At 68.1% G+C, this 15,154-nt stretch carries 17 protein-coding genes and 2 pseudogenes; 12 read left to right on the top strand and 7 right to left on the bottom strand.

The annotated features are described in order from the left end of the window. Window positions 1-48 precede the first annotated feature (48 nt). Together ACRRRO_RS03135 and ACRRRO_RS03130 are read left to right on the top strand one after the other, a co-directional pair. Window positions 49-282 carry a type II toxin-antitoxin system ParD family antitoxin gene (locus ACRRRO_RS03135; RefSeq protein ID WP_424796344.1) on the top strand — a complete coding sequence of 78 codons (234 nt, stop codon included), beginning with the start codon at window positions 49-51 and terminating at the stop codon, window positions 280-282. After that, window positions 279-569: a type II toxin-antitoxin system RelE/ParE family toxin gene (locus ACRRRO_RS03130; RefSeq protein ID WP_424796343.1), complete on the top strand. Its 291-nt coding sequence runs from the start codon at window positions 279-281 to the stop codon at window positions 567-569. Before ACRRRO_RS03135 ends, ACRRRO_RS03130 begins: the two co-directional genes overlap by 4 nt. A 273-nt stretch (window positions 570-842) precedes the next feature. Here ACRRRO_RS03130 and ACRRRO_RS03125 read toward each other — a convergent pair whose 3' ends face one another. After that, a complete protein-coding gene (locus tag ACRRRO_RS03125; RefSeq protein ID WP_434081064.1) occupies window positions 843-2,180 on the bottom strand; it encodes a hypothetical protein in 1,338 nt (445 codons plus the stop codon). Window positions 2,181-2,303: 123 nt separating this feature from the next. Between ACRRRO_RS03125 and ACRRRO_RS03120 the strand changes: the two genes are divergently transcribed. Next, window positions 2,304-2,534: a ribbon-helix-helix domain-containing protein gene (locus ACRRRO_RS03120; protein ID WP_424797777.1), complete on the top strand. Its 231-nt coding sequence runs from the start codon at window positions 2,304-2,306 to the stop codon at window positions 2,532-2,534. A gap of 296 nt (window positions 2,535-2,830) precedes the next feature. Here ACRRRO_RS03120 and ACRRRO_RS03115 read toward each other — a convergent pair whose 3' ends face one another. Beyond that, window positions 2,831-2,971 carry a toxin-antitoxin system HicB family antitoxin gene (locus ACRRRO_RS03115; RefSeq protein WP_434081063.1) on the bottom strand — a complete coding sequence of 47 codons (141 nt, stop codon included), beginning with the start codon at window positions 2,969-2,971 and terminating at the stop codon, window positions 2,831-2,833. A gap of 238 nt (window positions 2,972-3,209) precedes the next feature. Here ACRRRO_RS03115 and ACRRRO_RS03110 point away from each other — a divergent pair, with 238 nt between their 5' ends. Continuing rightward, a complete protein-coding gene (locus ACRRRO_RS03110; protein ID WP_434081062.1) occupies window positions 3,210-3,548 on the top strand; it encodes a hypothetical protein in 339 nt (112 codons plus the stop codon). Between the two features lie 87 nt (window positions 3,549-3,635). Here the strand turns inward: ACRRRO_RS03110 and ACRRRO_RS03105 are convergent, their stop codons facing one another. The 5 genes and pseudogenes from ACRRRO_RS03105 to ACRRRO_RS03085 form a co-directional block, all read right to left on the bottom strand. Then, entirely contained in the window at window positions 3,636-4,790 is a 1,155-nt protein-coding gene (locus ACRRRO_RS03105) for a cysteine desulfurase family protein (RefSeq protein ID WP_424797868.1), read from the bottom strand. Window positions 4,791-4,806: 16 nt separating this feature from the next. Next, window positions 4,807-5,661: a carboxylating nicotinate-nucleotide diphosphorylase gene (gene nadC, locus ACRRRO_RS03100; RefSeq protein WP_424797780.1), complete on the bottom strand. Its 855-nt coding sequence runs from the start codon at window positions 5,659-5,661 to the stop codon at window positions 4,807-4,809. Next, window positions 5,661-7,382, bottom strand: coding sequence for an L-aspartate oxidase (locus ACRRRO_RS03095; RefSeq protein WP_424797781.1), 1,722 nt, complete (start codon window positions 7,380-7,382; stop codon window positions 5,661-5,663). The genes nadC and ACRRRO_RS03095 overlap by 1 nt, the downstream gene beginning before the upstream one ends. Next, window positions 7,379-8,700, bottom strand: a pseudogene (gene nadA / locus ACRRRO_RS03090) (quinolinate synthase NadA). Before nadA ends, ACRRRO_RS03095 begins: the two are co-directional and overlap by 4 nt. Further along, window positions 8,697-9,416 carry an NUDIX hydrolase gene (locus ACRRRO_RS03085; protein ID WP_424797783.1) on the bottom strand — a complete coding sequence of 240 codons (720 nt, stop codon included), beginning with the start codon at window positions 9,414-9,416 and terminating at the stop codon, window positions 8,697-8,699. The pseudogene nadA and the gene ACRRRO_RS03085 overlap by 4 nt, the downstream one beginning before the upstream one ends. 192 nt (window positions 9,417-9,608) lie before the next feature. On the opposite strand from ACRRRO_RS03085, the gene ACRRRO_RS03080 reads away from it, so the two are divergent. The 8 genes and pseudogenes from ACRRRO_RS03080 (at window position 9,609) to ACRRRO_RS03045 (ending at window position 15,080) form a co-directional block, all read left to right on the top strand. Then, window positions 9,609-9,893 (top strand): hypothetical protein, encoded by a 285-nt coding sequence (locus ACRRRO_RS03080; RefSeq protein WP_434081061.1) that lies wholly within the window; start codon window positions 9,609-9,611, stop codon window positions 9,891-9,893. A 17-nt stretch (window positions 9,894-9,910) separates the two neighbouring features. Continuing rightward, window positions 9,911-11,068: a PQQ-binding-like beta-propeller repeat protein gene (locus ACRRRO_RS03075; RefSeq protein WP_434081060.1), complete on the top strand. Its 1,158-nt coding sequence runs from the start codon at window positions 9,911-9,913 to the stop codon at window positions 11,066-11,068. A gap of 87 nt (window positions 11,069-11,155) precedes the next feature. Then, window positions 11,156-11,365, top strand: coding sequence for a hypothetical protein (locus tag ACRRRO_RS03070; protein ID WP_434081059.1), 210 nt, complete (start codon window positions 11,156-11,158; stop codon window positions 11,363-11,365). Between the two features lie 2 nt (window positions 11,366-11,367). Continuing rightward, on the top strand, window positions 11,368-11,700 hold the full coding sequence (locus tag ACRRRO_RS03065; RefSeq protein WP_434081058.1) for a hypothetical protein: 333 nt from the start codon (window positions 11,368-11,370) through the stop codon (window positions 11,698-11,700). After that, entirely contained in the window at window positions 11,670-12,545 is an 876-nt protein-coding gene (locus ACRRRO_RS03060) for a MazG family protein (RefSeq protein WP_434081057.1), read from the top strand. The genes ACRRRO_RS03065 and ACRRRO_RS03060 overlap by 31 nt, the downstream gene beginning before the upstream one ends. Window positions 12,546-12,548: 3 nt before the next feature. Then, window positions 12,549-13,831, top strand: a pseudogene (eno, locus tag ACRRRO_RS03055) (phosphopyruvate hydratase). Window positions 13,832-13,989: 158 nt separating this feature from the next. Then, the gene (locus tag ACRRRO_RS03050; protein ID WP_434081056.1) at window positions 13,990-14,592 is read left to right on the top strand and encodes an FtsB family cell division protein; all 603 of its coding nucleotides are present in this window, start codon (window positions 13,990-13,992) and stop codon (window positions 14,590-14,592) included. Next, window positions 14,589-15,080, top strand: a complete 492-nt coding sequence (locus ACRRRO_RS03045) for a DUF501 domain-containing protein (protein ID WP_424797789.1) — start codon at window positions 14,589-14,591, stop codon at window positions 15,078-15,080. The genes ACRRRO_RS03050 and ACRRRO_RS03045 overlap by 4 nt, the downstream gene beginning before the upstream one ends. Window positions 15,081-15,154: the final 74 nt, after the last annotated feature.

Genomic DNA, 15,154 nt, shown 5'->3' with positions numbered 1-15,154 from the left:
GGAAGCAGGAACCCACCCGCAAGTACCAACCCTTGGTATCGTCGTGGCATGGCTCAGAACACCTCGATCAGCCTGGACGAGCACTTCGCGGACTTCCTCGCCCGGGAGGTCGCCTCGGGGCGCTACCGGTCCGCCAGTGAGGTCGTGCGCGCGGGCTTGCGTCTGCTGGAGGACCAGGAGACGCAGATGGACGCACTCCGTGCCGCCCTCATCGCCGGCGAGCGGAGCGGCGCGCCGCAGACCTTCGACTTCGACGCCTTCGTCGCGGCAAAGAAGTCGTGAGCGCCTTCCGGCTCACTCCGGCGGCACAACAGGACCTCTCCTCGATCTGGGACTTCACCGTACAGCGCTGGGACGTCCGCCAAGCCGAGACCTACGTCCGCGAGATCCAGGCTGCGATCAAGCGCATCGCCGACAACCCGGGCCGCGGACGAACGTGCGAGGAGATCCGTGAGGGATACCGCCGGTACAGCATCGGTAGCCACCTGCTGTTCTACGTCGAGAGCACCGACGGCGTGGACGTGATCCGCATTCTGCACCAGCGCATGGATCCGACACGGCACCTGTAACCGGGGGAGCGCCGGATCCCGCGCCACTCCAGTTTCAGCAGCACCGCCTCGCTCTAGTGCCGACGCCGGCCATCTCCCGGGTCGACAACTCTGGCCACTGCCAAAGCACCAGACGACCTTCCCTCGCCAACTGCGGACAGAGATGCTCCACCGGAAGGATCTGACTAGCGGGGCCTGTCGACCTACCGATGTGCTTGGGGCCAGATTGATTGGACAGTGCACGACATCTCGCTCATATCCGACGAGGCGTTCTTGGGCCAAAGGGCCCGCTTCTCAAGCGTCCGGAATCGGGGCGTCGTCAGCGTGCCACTCAGGACTGGCTTCTGAGCCTTCCGATACGTCCGCCCATCCTGGGAGCGCGGGACCTGGGTAGTTGGACGGCGGCTTTGTACCGGCATATCGCCAGTGTGCTTCGAGGTACTGCGTCCCGCCTACCCCTAGGTAGAACGCTCCGACTGTGTGTCGCCAGGCGACCCAAGCCAGACCGTCGTCGCGTACGCTGAAGTCGATCCCGTGGTCTTCGGGCAGGTTCTTGAATCCTCCTAAAGGGAAAATGACGATCGGGTCGGTCCAGTAACGACTGCCACGGTGCCTGTACAACCCCATCTGCGTATAAAAGAGACCTTCAAGCGCTTCCTTGGTCTCATAAAACTCCCGCCGATCCAACCAAAGGCCATTTTCATCCACGCCTGACCTGCCAGCTTGCTTCCTGAGCCGACGACGACGTTGGCGATTCTGTCGAGCGTTGCTACGGACTGACTGTCGATACTCTCGCATTGTTCGCGTAGCGTCCCTGAACGACCTCTGCTTCGCCAGTTCCGGCAGCCAGCGCCCGGTGAACGAAGTGGCGTATCGCAGGCTGCCGCGCACACCGAGCAGGAAGGCAAGCCGCGCAGGCAAGGGCAGTGCTTCCCTGTCGTTGTGGAATTTCCCTCTTACGAGAGCCGCCTCGCACGAGGCGATCAGCCCGAAGAGATAGATGAAAGGGATGAGCGAGACAGGAAGCAATACTGACAGCGCAAACGTCGTTACCTCACGTTCCCAGTCGAACTCATTGAAACGGGTGACGACTCGGACCGTGACGTAGGCAATGAGTCCGATCCCGATGAGAACTGTCAGGACCTCGAATAACTTCCCTACCGAAGCGGTCCGGGTGTCGCGCTTACCGACGATAGCGAGCATCACGAAGAGGAGGAGGGATACCTGGAGGATGAGTTCGCCCCAAAGTGGAAAGGGTGACAGGTTGAGGTAGACGACAAGCAGCGCCGCTACGCCGAGCACCTCTTTGACCACGTGTTTGACCACGCCGAGACCATGTTTGAACTTCGCACTGTTGAGCAGAATCGGCAGACCAACAAGGAAGCCAATGATCAAGGTGTCTTTCAGTAGTTCGCCAGACCAGGCTCCTAGCGAATGTGCCAAGACGACCACAGCAGCCACGAAAATTAGATAGGCGAGGACAACCGTCCAGACCCTCCATGCCGCAAATGCCTTCGCGACTTCCAAAAGCGACCGCAGCAGTTCCTTACGATTCTTGCTGAGTGCGAGCCACAACAGAACGAACGCGACGAAAACTATTCCAGTCGCAATCTCGCGCGATGTCAGTTCCATGCCCGCTCCCGTGCTTCTGCCACAGAGGACGCTCCTGTGGGCTAACGCTATGGCTTACCGCTGACGGCGTCGAACACCGGAGCCCGACCGGAGTAGGGACGGAGTCCTATCGAGGATCGGAGGTTGATCGTGCGGACCACACGACAGTTGAGCGTCACCCTTCCCAACGACATGGCCGATGTTCTGCGTGAGCGGGTGCGATCTGGTGCGTACGCCAGTAAGTGCGAGGTCATCCGGGATGGTTGGCGTGCGCTGTTCGCTCGCGACCAGGCGGTCGAAGCGTGCCAGCGCGAGGAGGTTGTTGCTTCCTACGGCGCGCTGGTGGCCGATCCCAACGATGTCGCGACCGGCTGACGATGTTCGCACTCAGCTTGCGGCAAGGCACGCCGCGCGCCGGTGAACGGCTACCGCGTCGTGTTCCGGCACGAAGCCATCGAACACCTTGAGGAACTGTACGGCTACATCGCCGACGCCGCCTTACCACAGTCGCTGACCGCTACACCGAGGCGATCGTCACCTACTGTGGGGGCCTGACCAACTTCCCACACCGCGGAAGTGCGCGCGATGACATCCGGCCGGGACGCACAGGCGGCTACAAGTAGCGCGTCGTCAGCGCGTTCAAGCCGCGCCGGCTTCGTGATCTGCGGTGGTCAGGAGGCCTCGTTGTTGAGGCGCCGCACGACGTACTGGTTCAGGCTGAGTTGCTCGTCGGCGGCCTCCATCGCGAGTTTGCGGTGCAGGCGCTCACCGACCCGCAGGTTGAACTTGCTAGAGTAGGACCGCGATGACAACGGCTCGGGAACGTCCTCGTCGTTCGAGCGCAGGTCGATGAATCGACACGTGGACTACGAAGGGGTGGCGGGGATGCGACTGAACAGGATCGCTGGTCTCTCGGCGGCGGTGATCGTGGGGGCAGTCCTTACCGCGTGCAGTGTTGGCGGGGGTGCGGAAGCGGCTCGGGACGACACTGCTCCGGTTGCCGCTCAACAGCACGATGAGGATGTACCCGAGGCCTCGGGCGATACTGCTATGGATGATGTGGCGCTCTGTACGGCGTTCGGTGATGTGCTGACAATCCTGGAGAACGCGAATGTGGGGCTCGATGAGGACCGAATGGAGGCCCAGGAGCAGCAGGGGTGGTACAGACTGGCCACGCGGGTGCTGGATCGTCTGCCGTCGGACGGCGATAGCGACGTGAGTCGGGCGATCGCCGATCTGCAGGTGATCGTGCCCGTGGTACCGGCCGGTGCAGGGCTGGAAGTCGACGGGGTCAGGTCGCCTGACTGGAATGAGGCCAAGGGAGCACTCGATACCGCATGTGACGACGTCGACGCCCCACTGGCGATCAATATGTTCACCGGAGGGTGAGTCACCAGCGCCTGCGACCGTCGTCACGCGATGAGCGGCAACGGCTCCTGGGATCGCTCAGTCCACACCTGCGCTGACCAGGCAGGTTCAGCGTGGGGCGCCCTGCCCGAGCACGGACAACGCCCGGACTGACTCGGCCAGTTCCGCCACGGTGCGATCCAGGTCGGGCTCGGTCACCGCGGCACCGAAGGTCATCCGCACTGCCGTGCCGGCCACCTCCGGCGACAGCCCCAGGGCGAGCAGCACCGGTGAGGGCTCGTCCCTGCCCGCCGCGCACGCCGACCCGGACGAACACCGCACCCCGCGGCGCTCCAGTTCCAGCAGCACCGCCTCACCGGCGGTGCCGGGGAAGCAGAACGAGGCATGCCCGGGCAGGCGGCGCTCGCGGTGGCCGGTGAGGATTGCGGTCGGGATCGCCGCCAGTACCGCATCGATGAATGCCTGCCGGCGGGCTGTGACGACCCCTGCGTGCTCGGCACGTTCGGACTCGGCCTGCGCCAGTGCGGTGGCTAGGCCCACGGCTCCGGCCACGTTTTCTGTCCCCGAACGGCGGCCGTTCTCCTGCCCGCCACCGTGGATCACCGGTTCCACTGGTAGCCGGCCCCGGATGAACGCGGCGCCGCTGCCCTTCGGCGCGCCGACCTTGTGCCCGGAGAGGGTCAGCGCATCCACGCCGAGGGCCCGCACGTCCAGATCCAGCCACCCGGCGGCCTGGACCGCATCGGTGTGCCACAGGGCCCCGGCCTCGCGGGCCAGGGGTACCAGAGCGGCCAGGTCCTGCACCGTGCCGATCTCGTTGCTGGCGTAGGCGATGCTCACCAGGGTGGTATCGGGCCGCAGCACCTGCTCCAGTGCCCGCGGGGTCACCACACCGTCGGAGTCCACCGCCACCATCGAGACCTCGAAGCCGTGGTGGCGCACCAGGTAGTCCACCGAGGCGGTGACCGCCTCGTGCTCGATCGGGGACGTGACCAGATGCCGCCCCCGCGGGCAGGCCAGCGCCAAGCCCTTGATCGCCAGGTTCGCCGCTTCGGTACCACCGGCTGTGAAGGTAATCTCCGCGGCCCGCCCGCCCAGCACACTGGCGACGGCTCGGCGGGCCCGGGTGAGCCCGTCCTGGGCGCGGGTGCCCAGGTCATGGGTGGAGGAGGGGTTGCCGAATTCGGCGGTCAGGTAGGGCCACATCGCCTCCAGGACCTCCCGGCGCACCGGGGTGGTGGCGGCATCGTCCAGGTGCAGCACACTCACTGGCCGGCCTTCATGCCGACACCTGCACATCCAGGCCCAAGTCCAGGGCCGCCACCGAGTGCGTCAGGGCCCCCACCGAGATCACGTCCACCCCGGTGCCTGCGATGTCGGCGACGGTGTCCAGGCTGACGTTGCCGCTGGCCTCCACGATCGCCCGGCCATCGATCAACGCGACGCCCTGACGCAACTGCTCCAGGCTGAAGTTGTCCAACATGATCGTGTCCACTCCCGCGGCCAGCACGGCCTCGATCTGGTCCAGACGGTCCACCTCCACCTCCAGGTGCACGGTGTGCCCGAGCCGCCTGCGTGCTTTCCGCAGAGCCTCGGTGACATCCAGGCCGGCGGCGGTCAGCACCGCCAGGTGGTTGTCCTTGAGCATCACCGCATCGGAGAGCCCGAACCGGTGGTTGTGCCCACCGCCGGCCCGCACCGCATGGTGTTCCAGCACGCGCAGCCCCGGGGTGGTCTTGCGGGTGTCGGCGATCCGCACCCCGGTCCCGGCCACCGCCGCCACATAGCGGGACGTGGTGGTGGCGATCGCGCTCAGCCGCTGGGTGAAGTTCAACGCGATCCGCTCAGCCTGCAACACCGCCGCAGCCGGGCCCTGCACCCGGGCGAGGGTGTCCCCGGCCACGAACTGCTCGCCGTCGGCCGTCATGAGTGTGACCTGCACGGCGGGGTCGGTGAGGGTGAATGCGGCGGCGAGCACCTGCCCGCCGGCCAGCACGCCACCGGTGCGGGCCACCAACTCCGCGGTTGCGGTGGCCGACGGCGGAAGCACGGTCGCGCAGGTCAGGTCGCCCCAAGGGGCGTCCTCGGCCAGGGCGGCGCGGACGATCGGGTCGATCAGGGCGGCGGTCAGCATCAGGTCCTCACCAGGGTCGGGGTGGCGGCGCGGTTATCGGCGCTGTGGTGTGCCGATGTCGCGTCCGGAGGGCTCAGTGGCCCGGCGAGGGCATCGGCACGGTAGTGCGACCCGACCGAGGCGGTCCGGGCCAACGCCGCGGCGGTGGTGGCCCGGGCGAGCAGGAGCAGGTTGGCGTCCTCATGGTCGGCGATCGTGCGCGGCAGCGGCATCGTGGCCGACCAGGTATCCAGGGTGTCCAGGGCCCGGCGCAGTCCGGCGCCGGTGCGAACCAGGCCGACGGCGTCCCACATCAGGTGCTGCAGGGCCCCGCGGGAGAACGCGGTGCCGTCGGTGGGGTCCAGACCGGAGTCAGCAGGGCTCTGAGCGCCAGGGTGGCCCGGATCCGCGCGGAGGCGGGGATCGGTGGCGGAGTGGCCACCGGGGTAGACCTCGGCATGGTTCGTCAGGGCCGGACCCGCCGAGTGCTTGGCAGGTGAAGTCCACGACGACGGGGGCGCAGTCAGCGCGGTGGCCGCCCGGTGGGCGAACACCGCGCCCTCCAGCAACGAGTTCGAGGCGAGCCGGTTTGCCCCGTGCACCCCGGTGCGGGCGACCTCACCGATCGCGTAAAGGCCTGGGATGCTGGCGCGTCCGTGCAGGTCGGTGCTCACCCCACCCATGGCGTAGTGGGCCGCGGGGGTGATCGGCACCGGCTCGGTGCGCCAGTCGAGCCCGGTGGTCAGCACCGCGGCGTGGATGCTGGGGAACCGGGTGGTCAGCCGATCGGCCAGCGTTGTGGCATCCAGCAGGACCGGGGCCCCGCCCTGGGTGGCCATCTGGGCCGCGACGGCCCGGGCCACCACATCGCGCGGGGCCAGTTCGGCATCGGGGTGCACCTTGGTCATGAAGCGCCGCCCGGTGGCGTCCCGCAGCACCGCGCCCTCACCGCGGACCGCCTCGGAGATCAGGAAACCACCGATCGCCGAGATGGTGGGATGAAACTGATAGAACTCCAGATCCGCTGCCTGCGCGCCGGCGCGCAGGGCAGCCGCCACACCGTCACCGGTGGCAACCGCCGGGTTGGAGGTGTGGGCGTACAACTGCCCCGCGCCTCCAGTGGCCAGCACCACCGCGTCGGCGGGCAAGAAACGCCGAGGCCCCGAATGCTGTGCCGCGGATGCGGACCGCTGGTTCGAACGCTTCTGCCGATCGGTCGCCGGTGGTGGTGCCATGAGCACCTCCACGCCGGCTACCCGGCCGTGCTCGGTGCGGATCTCGGTAAGAAGGGTGTGCTCCAGCACGCGGACCTGGCCCTGTTCACGCAACCGAGCGATCAGCGCTGCGGTGATGTGCGCGCCGGTGGCATCGCCCCCGGCGTGCAGGATCCGGGGATGAGAGTGCGCCGCTTCCAGCCCACCCGCTAGGCCGTCGGCGTCGGTGTCGAACGCGACTCCCGCGCTGAGCAGGTCGGCGATCCGCTCCGGGCCCTCGGTGCACAGCACCTGTACCGCCTCGCGGTCACACAGCCCGGCGCCGGCGCGCATCGTGTCAGCGGCATGCGCACCGGGGCTGTCCCGGTCGAAGATGGCTGCGGCGATGCCGCCCTGGGCCAGGGAGGTGTTGCTCAACTCCAGCGGCCCCTTGCTGATCAACGTCACCTCGCAGGTGGTGCTGGCGCGCAGGGCGCACAGCAGCCCGGCGATCCCGGAGCCGACCACCACCACTCGGGGGCGGGTCACGTACCGGGCCTCGCGGCGAGCATCCGCTCCAGCGCCACCGTGGCGGGCCCCGCGTCCTCGGCGGGCACCGAGATCTGGTTCAGCACTTGTCCGTCCACCAGTGCTTCCAGTACCCAGGCCAGGTAGCCGGGGTGGATCCGGTACATCGTCGAGCATGGGCAAATCACCGGGTCCAGGCAGAAGATGGTGTGCTGCGGGTGCTCGGCTGCCAGACGCTGGACCAGGTTGATCTCGGTGCCGATGGCGAAGGTGGTGGGCTCGGTGGCCCCTTCGATGGCCCGGCGGATGTAGTCGGTGGATCCGGACTCATCGGCGGCATCGACCACCGGCATCGGGCACTCGGGGTGCACGATCACCCGGACGTCGGGGTGCTCGGCGCGGGCCTTGTCGATCTGGGCGGTGGTGAACCGGCGGTGCACCGAGCAGAAGCCGTGCCAGAGCACCACCTGGGCATCACGCAGCGTCTGCGCATCGTTGCCGCCCAGGGGGCGGTTCGGGTTCCACGTGGGCATCGCCTCCAGCGGCACCCCCATGGCTTTGGCGGTGTTGCGGCCCAGGTGCTGGTCGGGGAAGAACAGCACCCGCTGGCCCCGCTCGAACGCCCAGCGCAGCACGGTGTCGGCGTTGGAGGAGGTGCACACGATGCCGCCGTTGCGCCCGCAGAACGCCTTCAGGGAGGCGGCGGAGTTCATGTAGGTCACCGGGACGACCGGGACGCGGGACGGGTCAGGGTGAGTTCCGTCGTCGTCGGCCCTCTTGTCTTGATCGACGCGGTCCATCTCGGCGTAAAGATCTCGCAGTTGCTCCCAGGCGTCCTCCACCTGGTCGATGTCGGCCATATCCGCCATCGAGCAGCCGGCCGCCAGGTTCGGCAGGATCACCGACTGCTCCGGGCCGGAGAGCAGATCGGCGGTCTCGGCCATGAAGTGCACGCCGCAGAACACGATCGCCTCGGCCTCCGGGTGGGGGCCCGGGCGGCCTTGGCGAGCTGGTAGGAATCACCCACGTAGTCGGCATGGATGATCACCTCGTCGCGCTGGTAGAAGTGGCCGAGGATCACTACCCGTTCACCGAGTTCGGCGCGGGCCGCGCGGATGCGTCCGTGCAACTCATCGACCGGTGCATCGCGGTACTCGGCCGGAAGTTCACCCTGGCGCGGGGCGGTCGGGGGCAGGACGTCGCCCATCGAGGCACCGGGGCCGTATCCGCCCGGATCGAAGGCCCACGGTCCCTGGGCGAGGTCGTCGGAGCAGGTTTCGTCATCGGTGGCGCCGGAGCGCACACCCTGGATCAATATGTCGACGGAGGCGGTGGTCATGAGGTCCTCTCGGAGAGCAGCACGGGCCCCAGCGGCCCGTGGTCGGTCATGGACATGGACTCGTCGTAGCGGTAAAGGCGCGCCGGGCGGTGCCGCCCGCCGGTGCGCATCTCATCGGTGGCCACCACGTGCCCGGAGGTGAGCACCTGGCGGCGGAAGTTCGCCGGGTCCAGACGCTTACCGAGCACCACCTCGTGCACCTCGCGAAGTTCGGCCAGAGTGAAGGTCTCGCCCAGGAAGGCGTGCGCGATCCGGCTGTGCGAGACCTTGGTGCGCAGCCGCCATAAGGCGTAGTCGACGATCAGGTTGTGATCGAAGGCGAGGGTGGGCAGGTCATCGGCGGGTAGCCAGCGCACGTTCTGCCGGGCGGGGGCGTGGGTCACTTCGTCGATCCCGACCAGGGCCCAGTACACGATCGAGACCACCCGGGTGGCGCCGGGGGAGCGTTCGGGGTCGCCGAAGGTATAGAGCTGTTCCAGGTACTTGGGCTGCAGGCCCGTGGTGGAGTGCAGCGCCCGCCGGGCGGCGCCGGTGGGTCCTTCATCGGCGGCCAAGGGGCCGCCGGGCAGGGCCCAGTGGTTGTCATAGGGCGCGCGCAGGCGGCGCACCAGCGGGATCCACACCGTCGGCTCACCGCGCGGTTGGAGAGGGTCGTTGCTGCGCAGCGCGAAGATCACCGTGGATACGGCGAGGTCGATCGCGGACCCGGTGTCCATGGGCGCTCCTCACCACAGTAATGGTAGATGTGACTATAAGAAGTCGATTGCCTTAGTGTCGCACAGACACTTACAAAATGTACAGGGCCTTCTATATCGGCCCGATTCAGGCACCGGACTTGCTAGCGTGTGACCAATCGAGCCGGAAGGGGGCCCGTGACGACTGGCGGTAGCGATCGCGCAGGGGCGTGGGTGCGGTTCACCAGGGGCCCACACCGACGATGGATCATCAGCGCTCTTGTGGTCCTGGCCACCGGCGCCATCGTGGCGAGCGTCGCGCTGTGGGGGCCGGGCGGATGGTGGGCGATGCTCACCGGGCTGATCCTCATCGGTGCGGGCCTGATGCTTGCCTCGAGCGCCCCCGGATCGCATCGCCGGTACCGGCTGTTGGCCGGCGGGTTGGTTGCCGTCCTGGTGGTGGCAGGTGGCCTGAACGCGGTCGGTTGGAGCCCTGGCGCACGCCCGGTTGGCACGTAGGGCCGGACGATGACCTGGTGGCACGGGCCGGAACGGTAGCGGTGACCCTCGATCCTCGGGGAACGCTGCAGGGCTGGCAGGCACAGACCGGCGAGCAGATGTGGCAGATCCCCGATACCGAGTTGTCTCTGGACACCCACTGGGCGACCGGCGACGGGGCTGAACTGATCTTCTGGTCGTTGTTGCTGGACCTCCCTGGTGACCAGCGGGTGGTGCTGCTGGATGCCGAGCGCGGAGAGCTACGGTGGACTGCCGACCCCGGCCGTGGCCTCACCCTGGGGCGGGTGACTGAGGATGTCCTGGTGTTCACGCTGAGCACCTTCGGCGGGTACGAGCGCGAGGTCCTTGCTCTGGACCGCACAGATGGGTCCGAGGTATGGCGTACCGATGGCTCGCTGGCCATGAACTCCCGTGGACTGGACCGAAACTCCGACGCAGAAGCCGTCGGCTGGTTCCAACTGATCCACGGTGCCGACTACGCGTTGATCGAGCATCACGAGGCCGCTGCGGAACTCACCCTTGTCGAACTGGCCACTGGCGCAGAACACCTCACCTTGCCGGACCCCGGTACGGACCGTCAGGATTACGAACTGATCGACGATGTGGTGATCCACCTCGAACCAACCGGCGCAGAACTCGGTGTCTCGGCGCAGTCGGTGGCGGGGGAAGCGCTGTGGCGGGCCACCCTGTCCACCCCCGGCCTGTTGTTCTACGCCGCGGTCGACGGGCACCTGCGAGTGGTGGACCAGCAGGGCTATTGGATCATCGACCCCACGACCGGGGCCGAGCAACGTCACGCCTGGCCCGACGGGGCCCTGGCTCCGTCTCCGCAGCGGAGTCACTACGGATCACCATGGCTAGCGTTGCGTCGGGATGAGGGTGGGCCGCTGCTGTTCAACACCTCCACCGCGGCGTCCATCACCCTGGACCGGCGGTTCCCGCTCGTCGATAGGTTGGGGGTGCACGGCACGATGAAATCGGATGTCCCACCCCCGCAGCCGCAAGCAGCCAGCGGCCATGTCTATGACCACTTCGGACGGTTCCACGCCGTCAATCTGGCGCTCGGGGACGACGGGCACGGAGACTTGCTCGTCAGCGACCGAATGGGCCGGCTGACCGATGGGCTGCTGCAGATCGGTGACCGGGTTGTGCCCCTGCCCGAACCGGAGCCGTAGACTGGCTAGGCCCGCCGGGATTGCGCACGCAGGGCCCCGGCGCGCCTACGATGTGCTCAGTCCGCGATGTTCACGAAAGGTCCTGCCGTGGTTCCGACCGCCCGTTTGCTCAAGGTCATCAGTGCCCTGCTCATCGCTGTCCTGGCGCTCGGCGCCTGTTCCGCACGGCCCGGTACCGCCGCGGTGGTGGACGGGCGCACGATCAGCGAGAACGACCTGTCCGTGGCCTCCTCCGAACTGAGCGAGGTGCTCGGGCAGCCGGTGAACTCCCAGGCGGTGCTGCAGATCCTGATCTGATCGTGGCTCCCACGATGATCCAGGTCTCCTCCCGTTACGGGGTCTCGGTCTCGGCCGATGAGGCCCAGGACTTCCTCATCGGTGAAGCAGCCTCCAGCGGGCAACAGGTGGCCGAGGGCGGCTACGACGCCGGCACCGTCACAGTGGGTCGCTACCTGCTGCTGGACAGCGCGGTTCGCAGTTCCACCGAAGGTCCCGCCATCGGGGCGGACCTGCAGGAGGAGTTCGCGGGTCTGAATGTCGAACTCAGCCCGCGGTACGGTGAATGGACCCCGGATGCGGGACCCACGCCGGTGCAGCCGGAGTGGATTCTGAACCCGGTCGAGTCGGCCTGATCCCCGGACCCTTCGAGCAGGCGCAGGAGGGGGTGGGGCCGGTGCGTATGAACGGCACCCAGCCGGTCGGTACCGGCCTGCTCCGCGCAGTGGCGGTGATGGATCGGCTGCGTTCTCCGGGCGGCTGCCCGTGGGATGCCGAGCAGACGCACGCCTCGCTTGCGCCCTATGCGGTGGAGGAGGCCCACGAACTGGCCGAGGCCGCAGAGTCCGGCCAGGCGGACCACTTGCGTGAAGAACTGGGGGACCTGCTGCTGCAGGTGCTCTTCCATGCCCGCATCGCCGCCGAGGCCGAGGACGGCTTCGACATCGACGATGTCGCGGCCGCTTTGGTGGACAAACTCACCTACCGCCACCCCCACGTCTTCACCGACGACGGCGAGCGCGGCCTGTCCGCGCAGGAGGTCACCGACCAGTGGGAGGTGCTCAAGGCGGCCCAGCAACGCCGAGCCTCGGTGTTGGAGGGGATCCCGGCGTCGCTACCGGCCCTGGCCCGGGCACAGAAAGTGCTGAGCCGGGTGGACAAGGCGGGGTTGGTGCTTGATGCCGACACCGCCGGGCCGGATGACGCCGTGAGCGAGCAGATCGGCGCGGACCTGCTGGATCTGGTCCGCGCCGCGCACCGCCAGGGCGTTGACGCCGAGGCGGCCTTGCGAGGCCCATCATCCGGCACCTGGAGGAGCAGGTGCGTCGCGCTGAGGGCTGATTGCTGCCGGTCTCCAGGTCCACACCCGCCTCGGTTGCCACCCGTTACCCCGCGTGGGGAGCCGGGCAGTGCGCGCAGAGGGCTCGGCGCACTATCGTGTGGGGCGGACCGTGCTTATGTTGTCGATGAATTGGAGTGAATAGTGGCCACTATCGAGGCCCTGGGTGCCCGCGAGATCCTTGACTCACGCGGCAACCCGACCGTTGAGGTCGAGATCGCCCTGGACGATGGCTCCTTCGCTCGCGCCGCCGTACCCTCCGGGGCGTCCACCGGTGCGTTCGAGGCGGTGGAGCGCCGCGACGGTGACACCACCCGGTACCTGGGCAAGGGCGTGCAGGACGCCGTGGCCGCGGTCACCGAGACGATCGCGCCGGAGGTGCTCGGCCTGGACGCTGCCGACCAGCGGTTCCTGGACCAGACCCTGATCGACCTGGACGGCACCGCGAACAAGGGCACCATCGGAGCCAACGCGATCCTGGGGGTGTCCCTGGCTGCCGCGCGTGCCAGCGCCGAAGCGGCAGATCTGTCGCTGTTCCGCTACCTGGGCGGCCCGAACGCGCACCTGCTGCCGGTACCGATGCTGAACATCCTCAACGGCGGCTCGCACGCCGACTCCAACGTCGATATCCAGGAGTTCATGATCGCACCGGTCGGTGCGGGCACCTTCTCCGAGGCGCTGCGCTGGGGCACCGAGGTCTACCACGCACTGAAGTCGGTGCTGAAGTCCCGTTCCCTGGGCACCGGCCTGGGCGACGAGGGCGGCTTCGCGCCGAACCTGGAGTCCAACACCGCCGCGCTGGACCTGATCCTGGTCGCGATCGAGCAGGCCGGCTTCAAGGCCGGCTCGGATATCGCCCTGGCGCTGGATGTGGCGGCCACGGAGTTCTTCGCCGATGGTGCCTACAACTTCGAGGGCAAGGCGATCTCCCCGGCCGAACTCATCGACTACTACGCGCGACACTGGTGGCGGACTACCCGCTGGTGTCCATCGAGGACCCCCTGAGCGAGGACGAGTGGGACTCCTGGAGCGATCTGGTGGCCAAGGTCGGGGACAAGGTGCAGATTGTGGGTGATGACCTGTTCGTCACCAACCCCGAGCGCCTGGCCCGCGGCATCGAGACCAAGGCCGCGAACTCGCTGTTGGTGAAGGTCAACCAGATCGGCACCCTGACCGAGACCTTCGATGCGATCTCCCTGGCTCAGCGCCACGGGTTCACCGCGATGGTCTCCCACCGCTCCGGGGAGACCGAGGACACCACCATCGCTGACCTGTCGGTGGCGGTGAACGCCGGGCAGATCAAGACCGGTGCGCCGGCCCGCGGGGAACGCATCAACAAGTACAACCAGTTGCTGCGCATCGAGGACGAACTGGACAGCGCCGCCCGTTACGCCGGTGCGTCGGCGTTCCCGCGCGCGAAAGCCTGAGGCCGGCTCCGACGGCTGAGCATCCCCCGCGAACGCGGCGTTGGCCCGGTTCCGATCTATCGAGAGCCGGCCAACGCCGCGTTCGGCGTCGGTAGCGGGGTGCGACACTCCACCGCCGGCTCGCGGCTTTTGCCCCGCGGGTGCGTGACGATGTTGTGGTGAATGCCCGCCGCCCGAGTGCCCCTCGTGCGCCTTCGCGCGCCCCGGGGTCGAAACAGCGAGGCGGGACCGACACCACCACCCGGGGCCGGCGGGGCCGCAGCGGCCCTTCGGCGCCCCAGCCGGGGCTCAGTCCGGGCAAGACCGCCCGGGTCCCCCAACGGGGTGCCGGCCGAGCCGCCGTCGTCGATCCCGAACCGCCGCCGCGGCAGATCACGGTGCGCACGCTGGTGCTGTTCCTGGTGGTCCTGATGGCCTTCATCGTGGTGACTCCCACGCTGCGCGCCTACGTCACCCAGGCCGAGCAGCAGCGCACCTTGGTGGCCCAGATCGAAGCCGCCGAGGAACGCAACGTCCAGTTGCAGCGCACCCTGGACCGATGGGATGACCCCGCCTACGTGCAGGCCCAGGCCCGCGAGCGACTCGGGTTCGTCTACCCGGGGGAGACCGCCTACCTGGTGGTCGACCCCGAGATCGTGACCGGCGAAGAGGTGGAGTCCGATCCCGACGGCGACGGCCCGGTGATGATGCCCCAGGTGGGGCCCTGGTACATCACCGTGACCGACTCGTTGCGGGTGGCCGGTGAGGCGGGCGAGGAATGACCGGGCCGGTAACCGAAGCCGACCTGGTGACGCTGGCCGAGCAGTTGGGCCGGGTCCCGCGCGGCGTGGTGGCGATCGCGGCCCGCTGCGTGTGTGGCCGGCCCCTGGTGGTGCGCACGGCACCCCGGCTGGAGGATGGCACCCCCTTCCCCACGATGTACTACCTGACCCACCCCGCCGCCGTGGCGGCCACCTCCACCCTGGAGAGCCGGGGCGTGATGAAAGAGATGACCGAGCGCCTGGCCACCGATGCCGATCTGGCCGCCGCCTACGCCCGCGCCCACGAGCAGTACCTGCGCAGGCGTGCCGAACTCGGCGATGTCCCCGAGATCGACAAGATCAGCGCCGGAGGTATGCCCACCCGCGTCAAATGCCTGCACGTCCTGGTGGCGCACTCCCTCGCCGAGGGGCCCGGGGTGAATCCGTTGGGCGATGAAGCCCTGGAACTACTCGCCGAGGTGTGGAGCCCGGCGCGCTGCCACTGCTGAGCCGCGCCCACTACGGCACCGGTGCCCGGCCCGCGGGCCGGCGGTGGCCGCCGGGGGTGAAGGCACGCCGACGA

It is taken from the genome of Sanguibacter sp. Z1732 (assembly GCF_051020515.1).
GTDB lineage: Bacteria > Actinomycetota > Actinomycetes > Actinomycetales > Beutenbergiaceae > CALKWS01.
This window is presented reverse-complemented; position numbering and strand designations above follow the sequence as displayed.

Bases quoted from the DNA above. Each gene is read 5' to 3' on its own strand.
- ACRRRO_RS03135 (WP_424796344.1), top strand. From the start codon at position 49: ATGGCTCAGAACACCTCGATCAGCCTGGACGAGCACTTCGCGGACTTC.
- ACRRRO_RS03125 (WP_434081064.1), bottom strand. From the start codon at position 2,180: ATGGAACTGACATCGCGCGAGATTGCGACTGGAATAGTTTTCGTCGCG.
- ACRRRO_RS03110 (WP_434081062.1), top strand. From the start codon at position 3,210: ATGGATGATGTGGCGCTCTGTACGGCGTTCGGTGATGTGCTGACAATC.
- nadC (WP_424797780.1), bottom strand. From the start codon at position 5,661: ATGCTGACCGCCGCCCTGATCGACCCGATCGTCCGCGCCGCCCTGGCC.
- ACRRRO_RS03085 (WP_424797783.1), bottom strand. From the start codon at position 9,416: ATGGACACCGGGTCCGCGATCGACCTCGCCGTATCCACGGTGATCTTC.
- ACRRRO_RS03045 (WP_424797789.1), top strand. From the start codon at position 14,589: ATGACCGGGCCGGTAACCGAAGCCGACCTGGTGACGCTGGCCGAGCAG.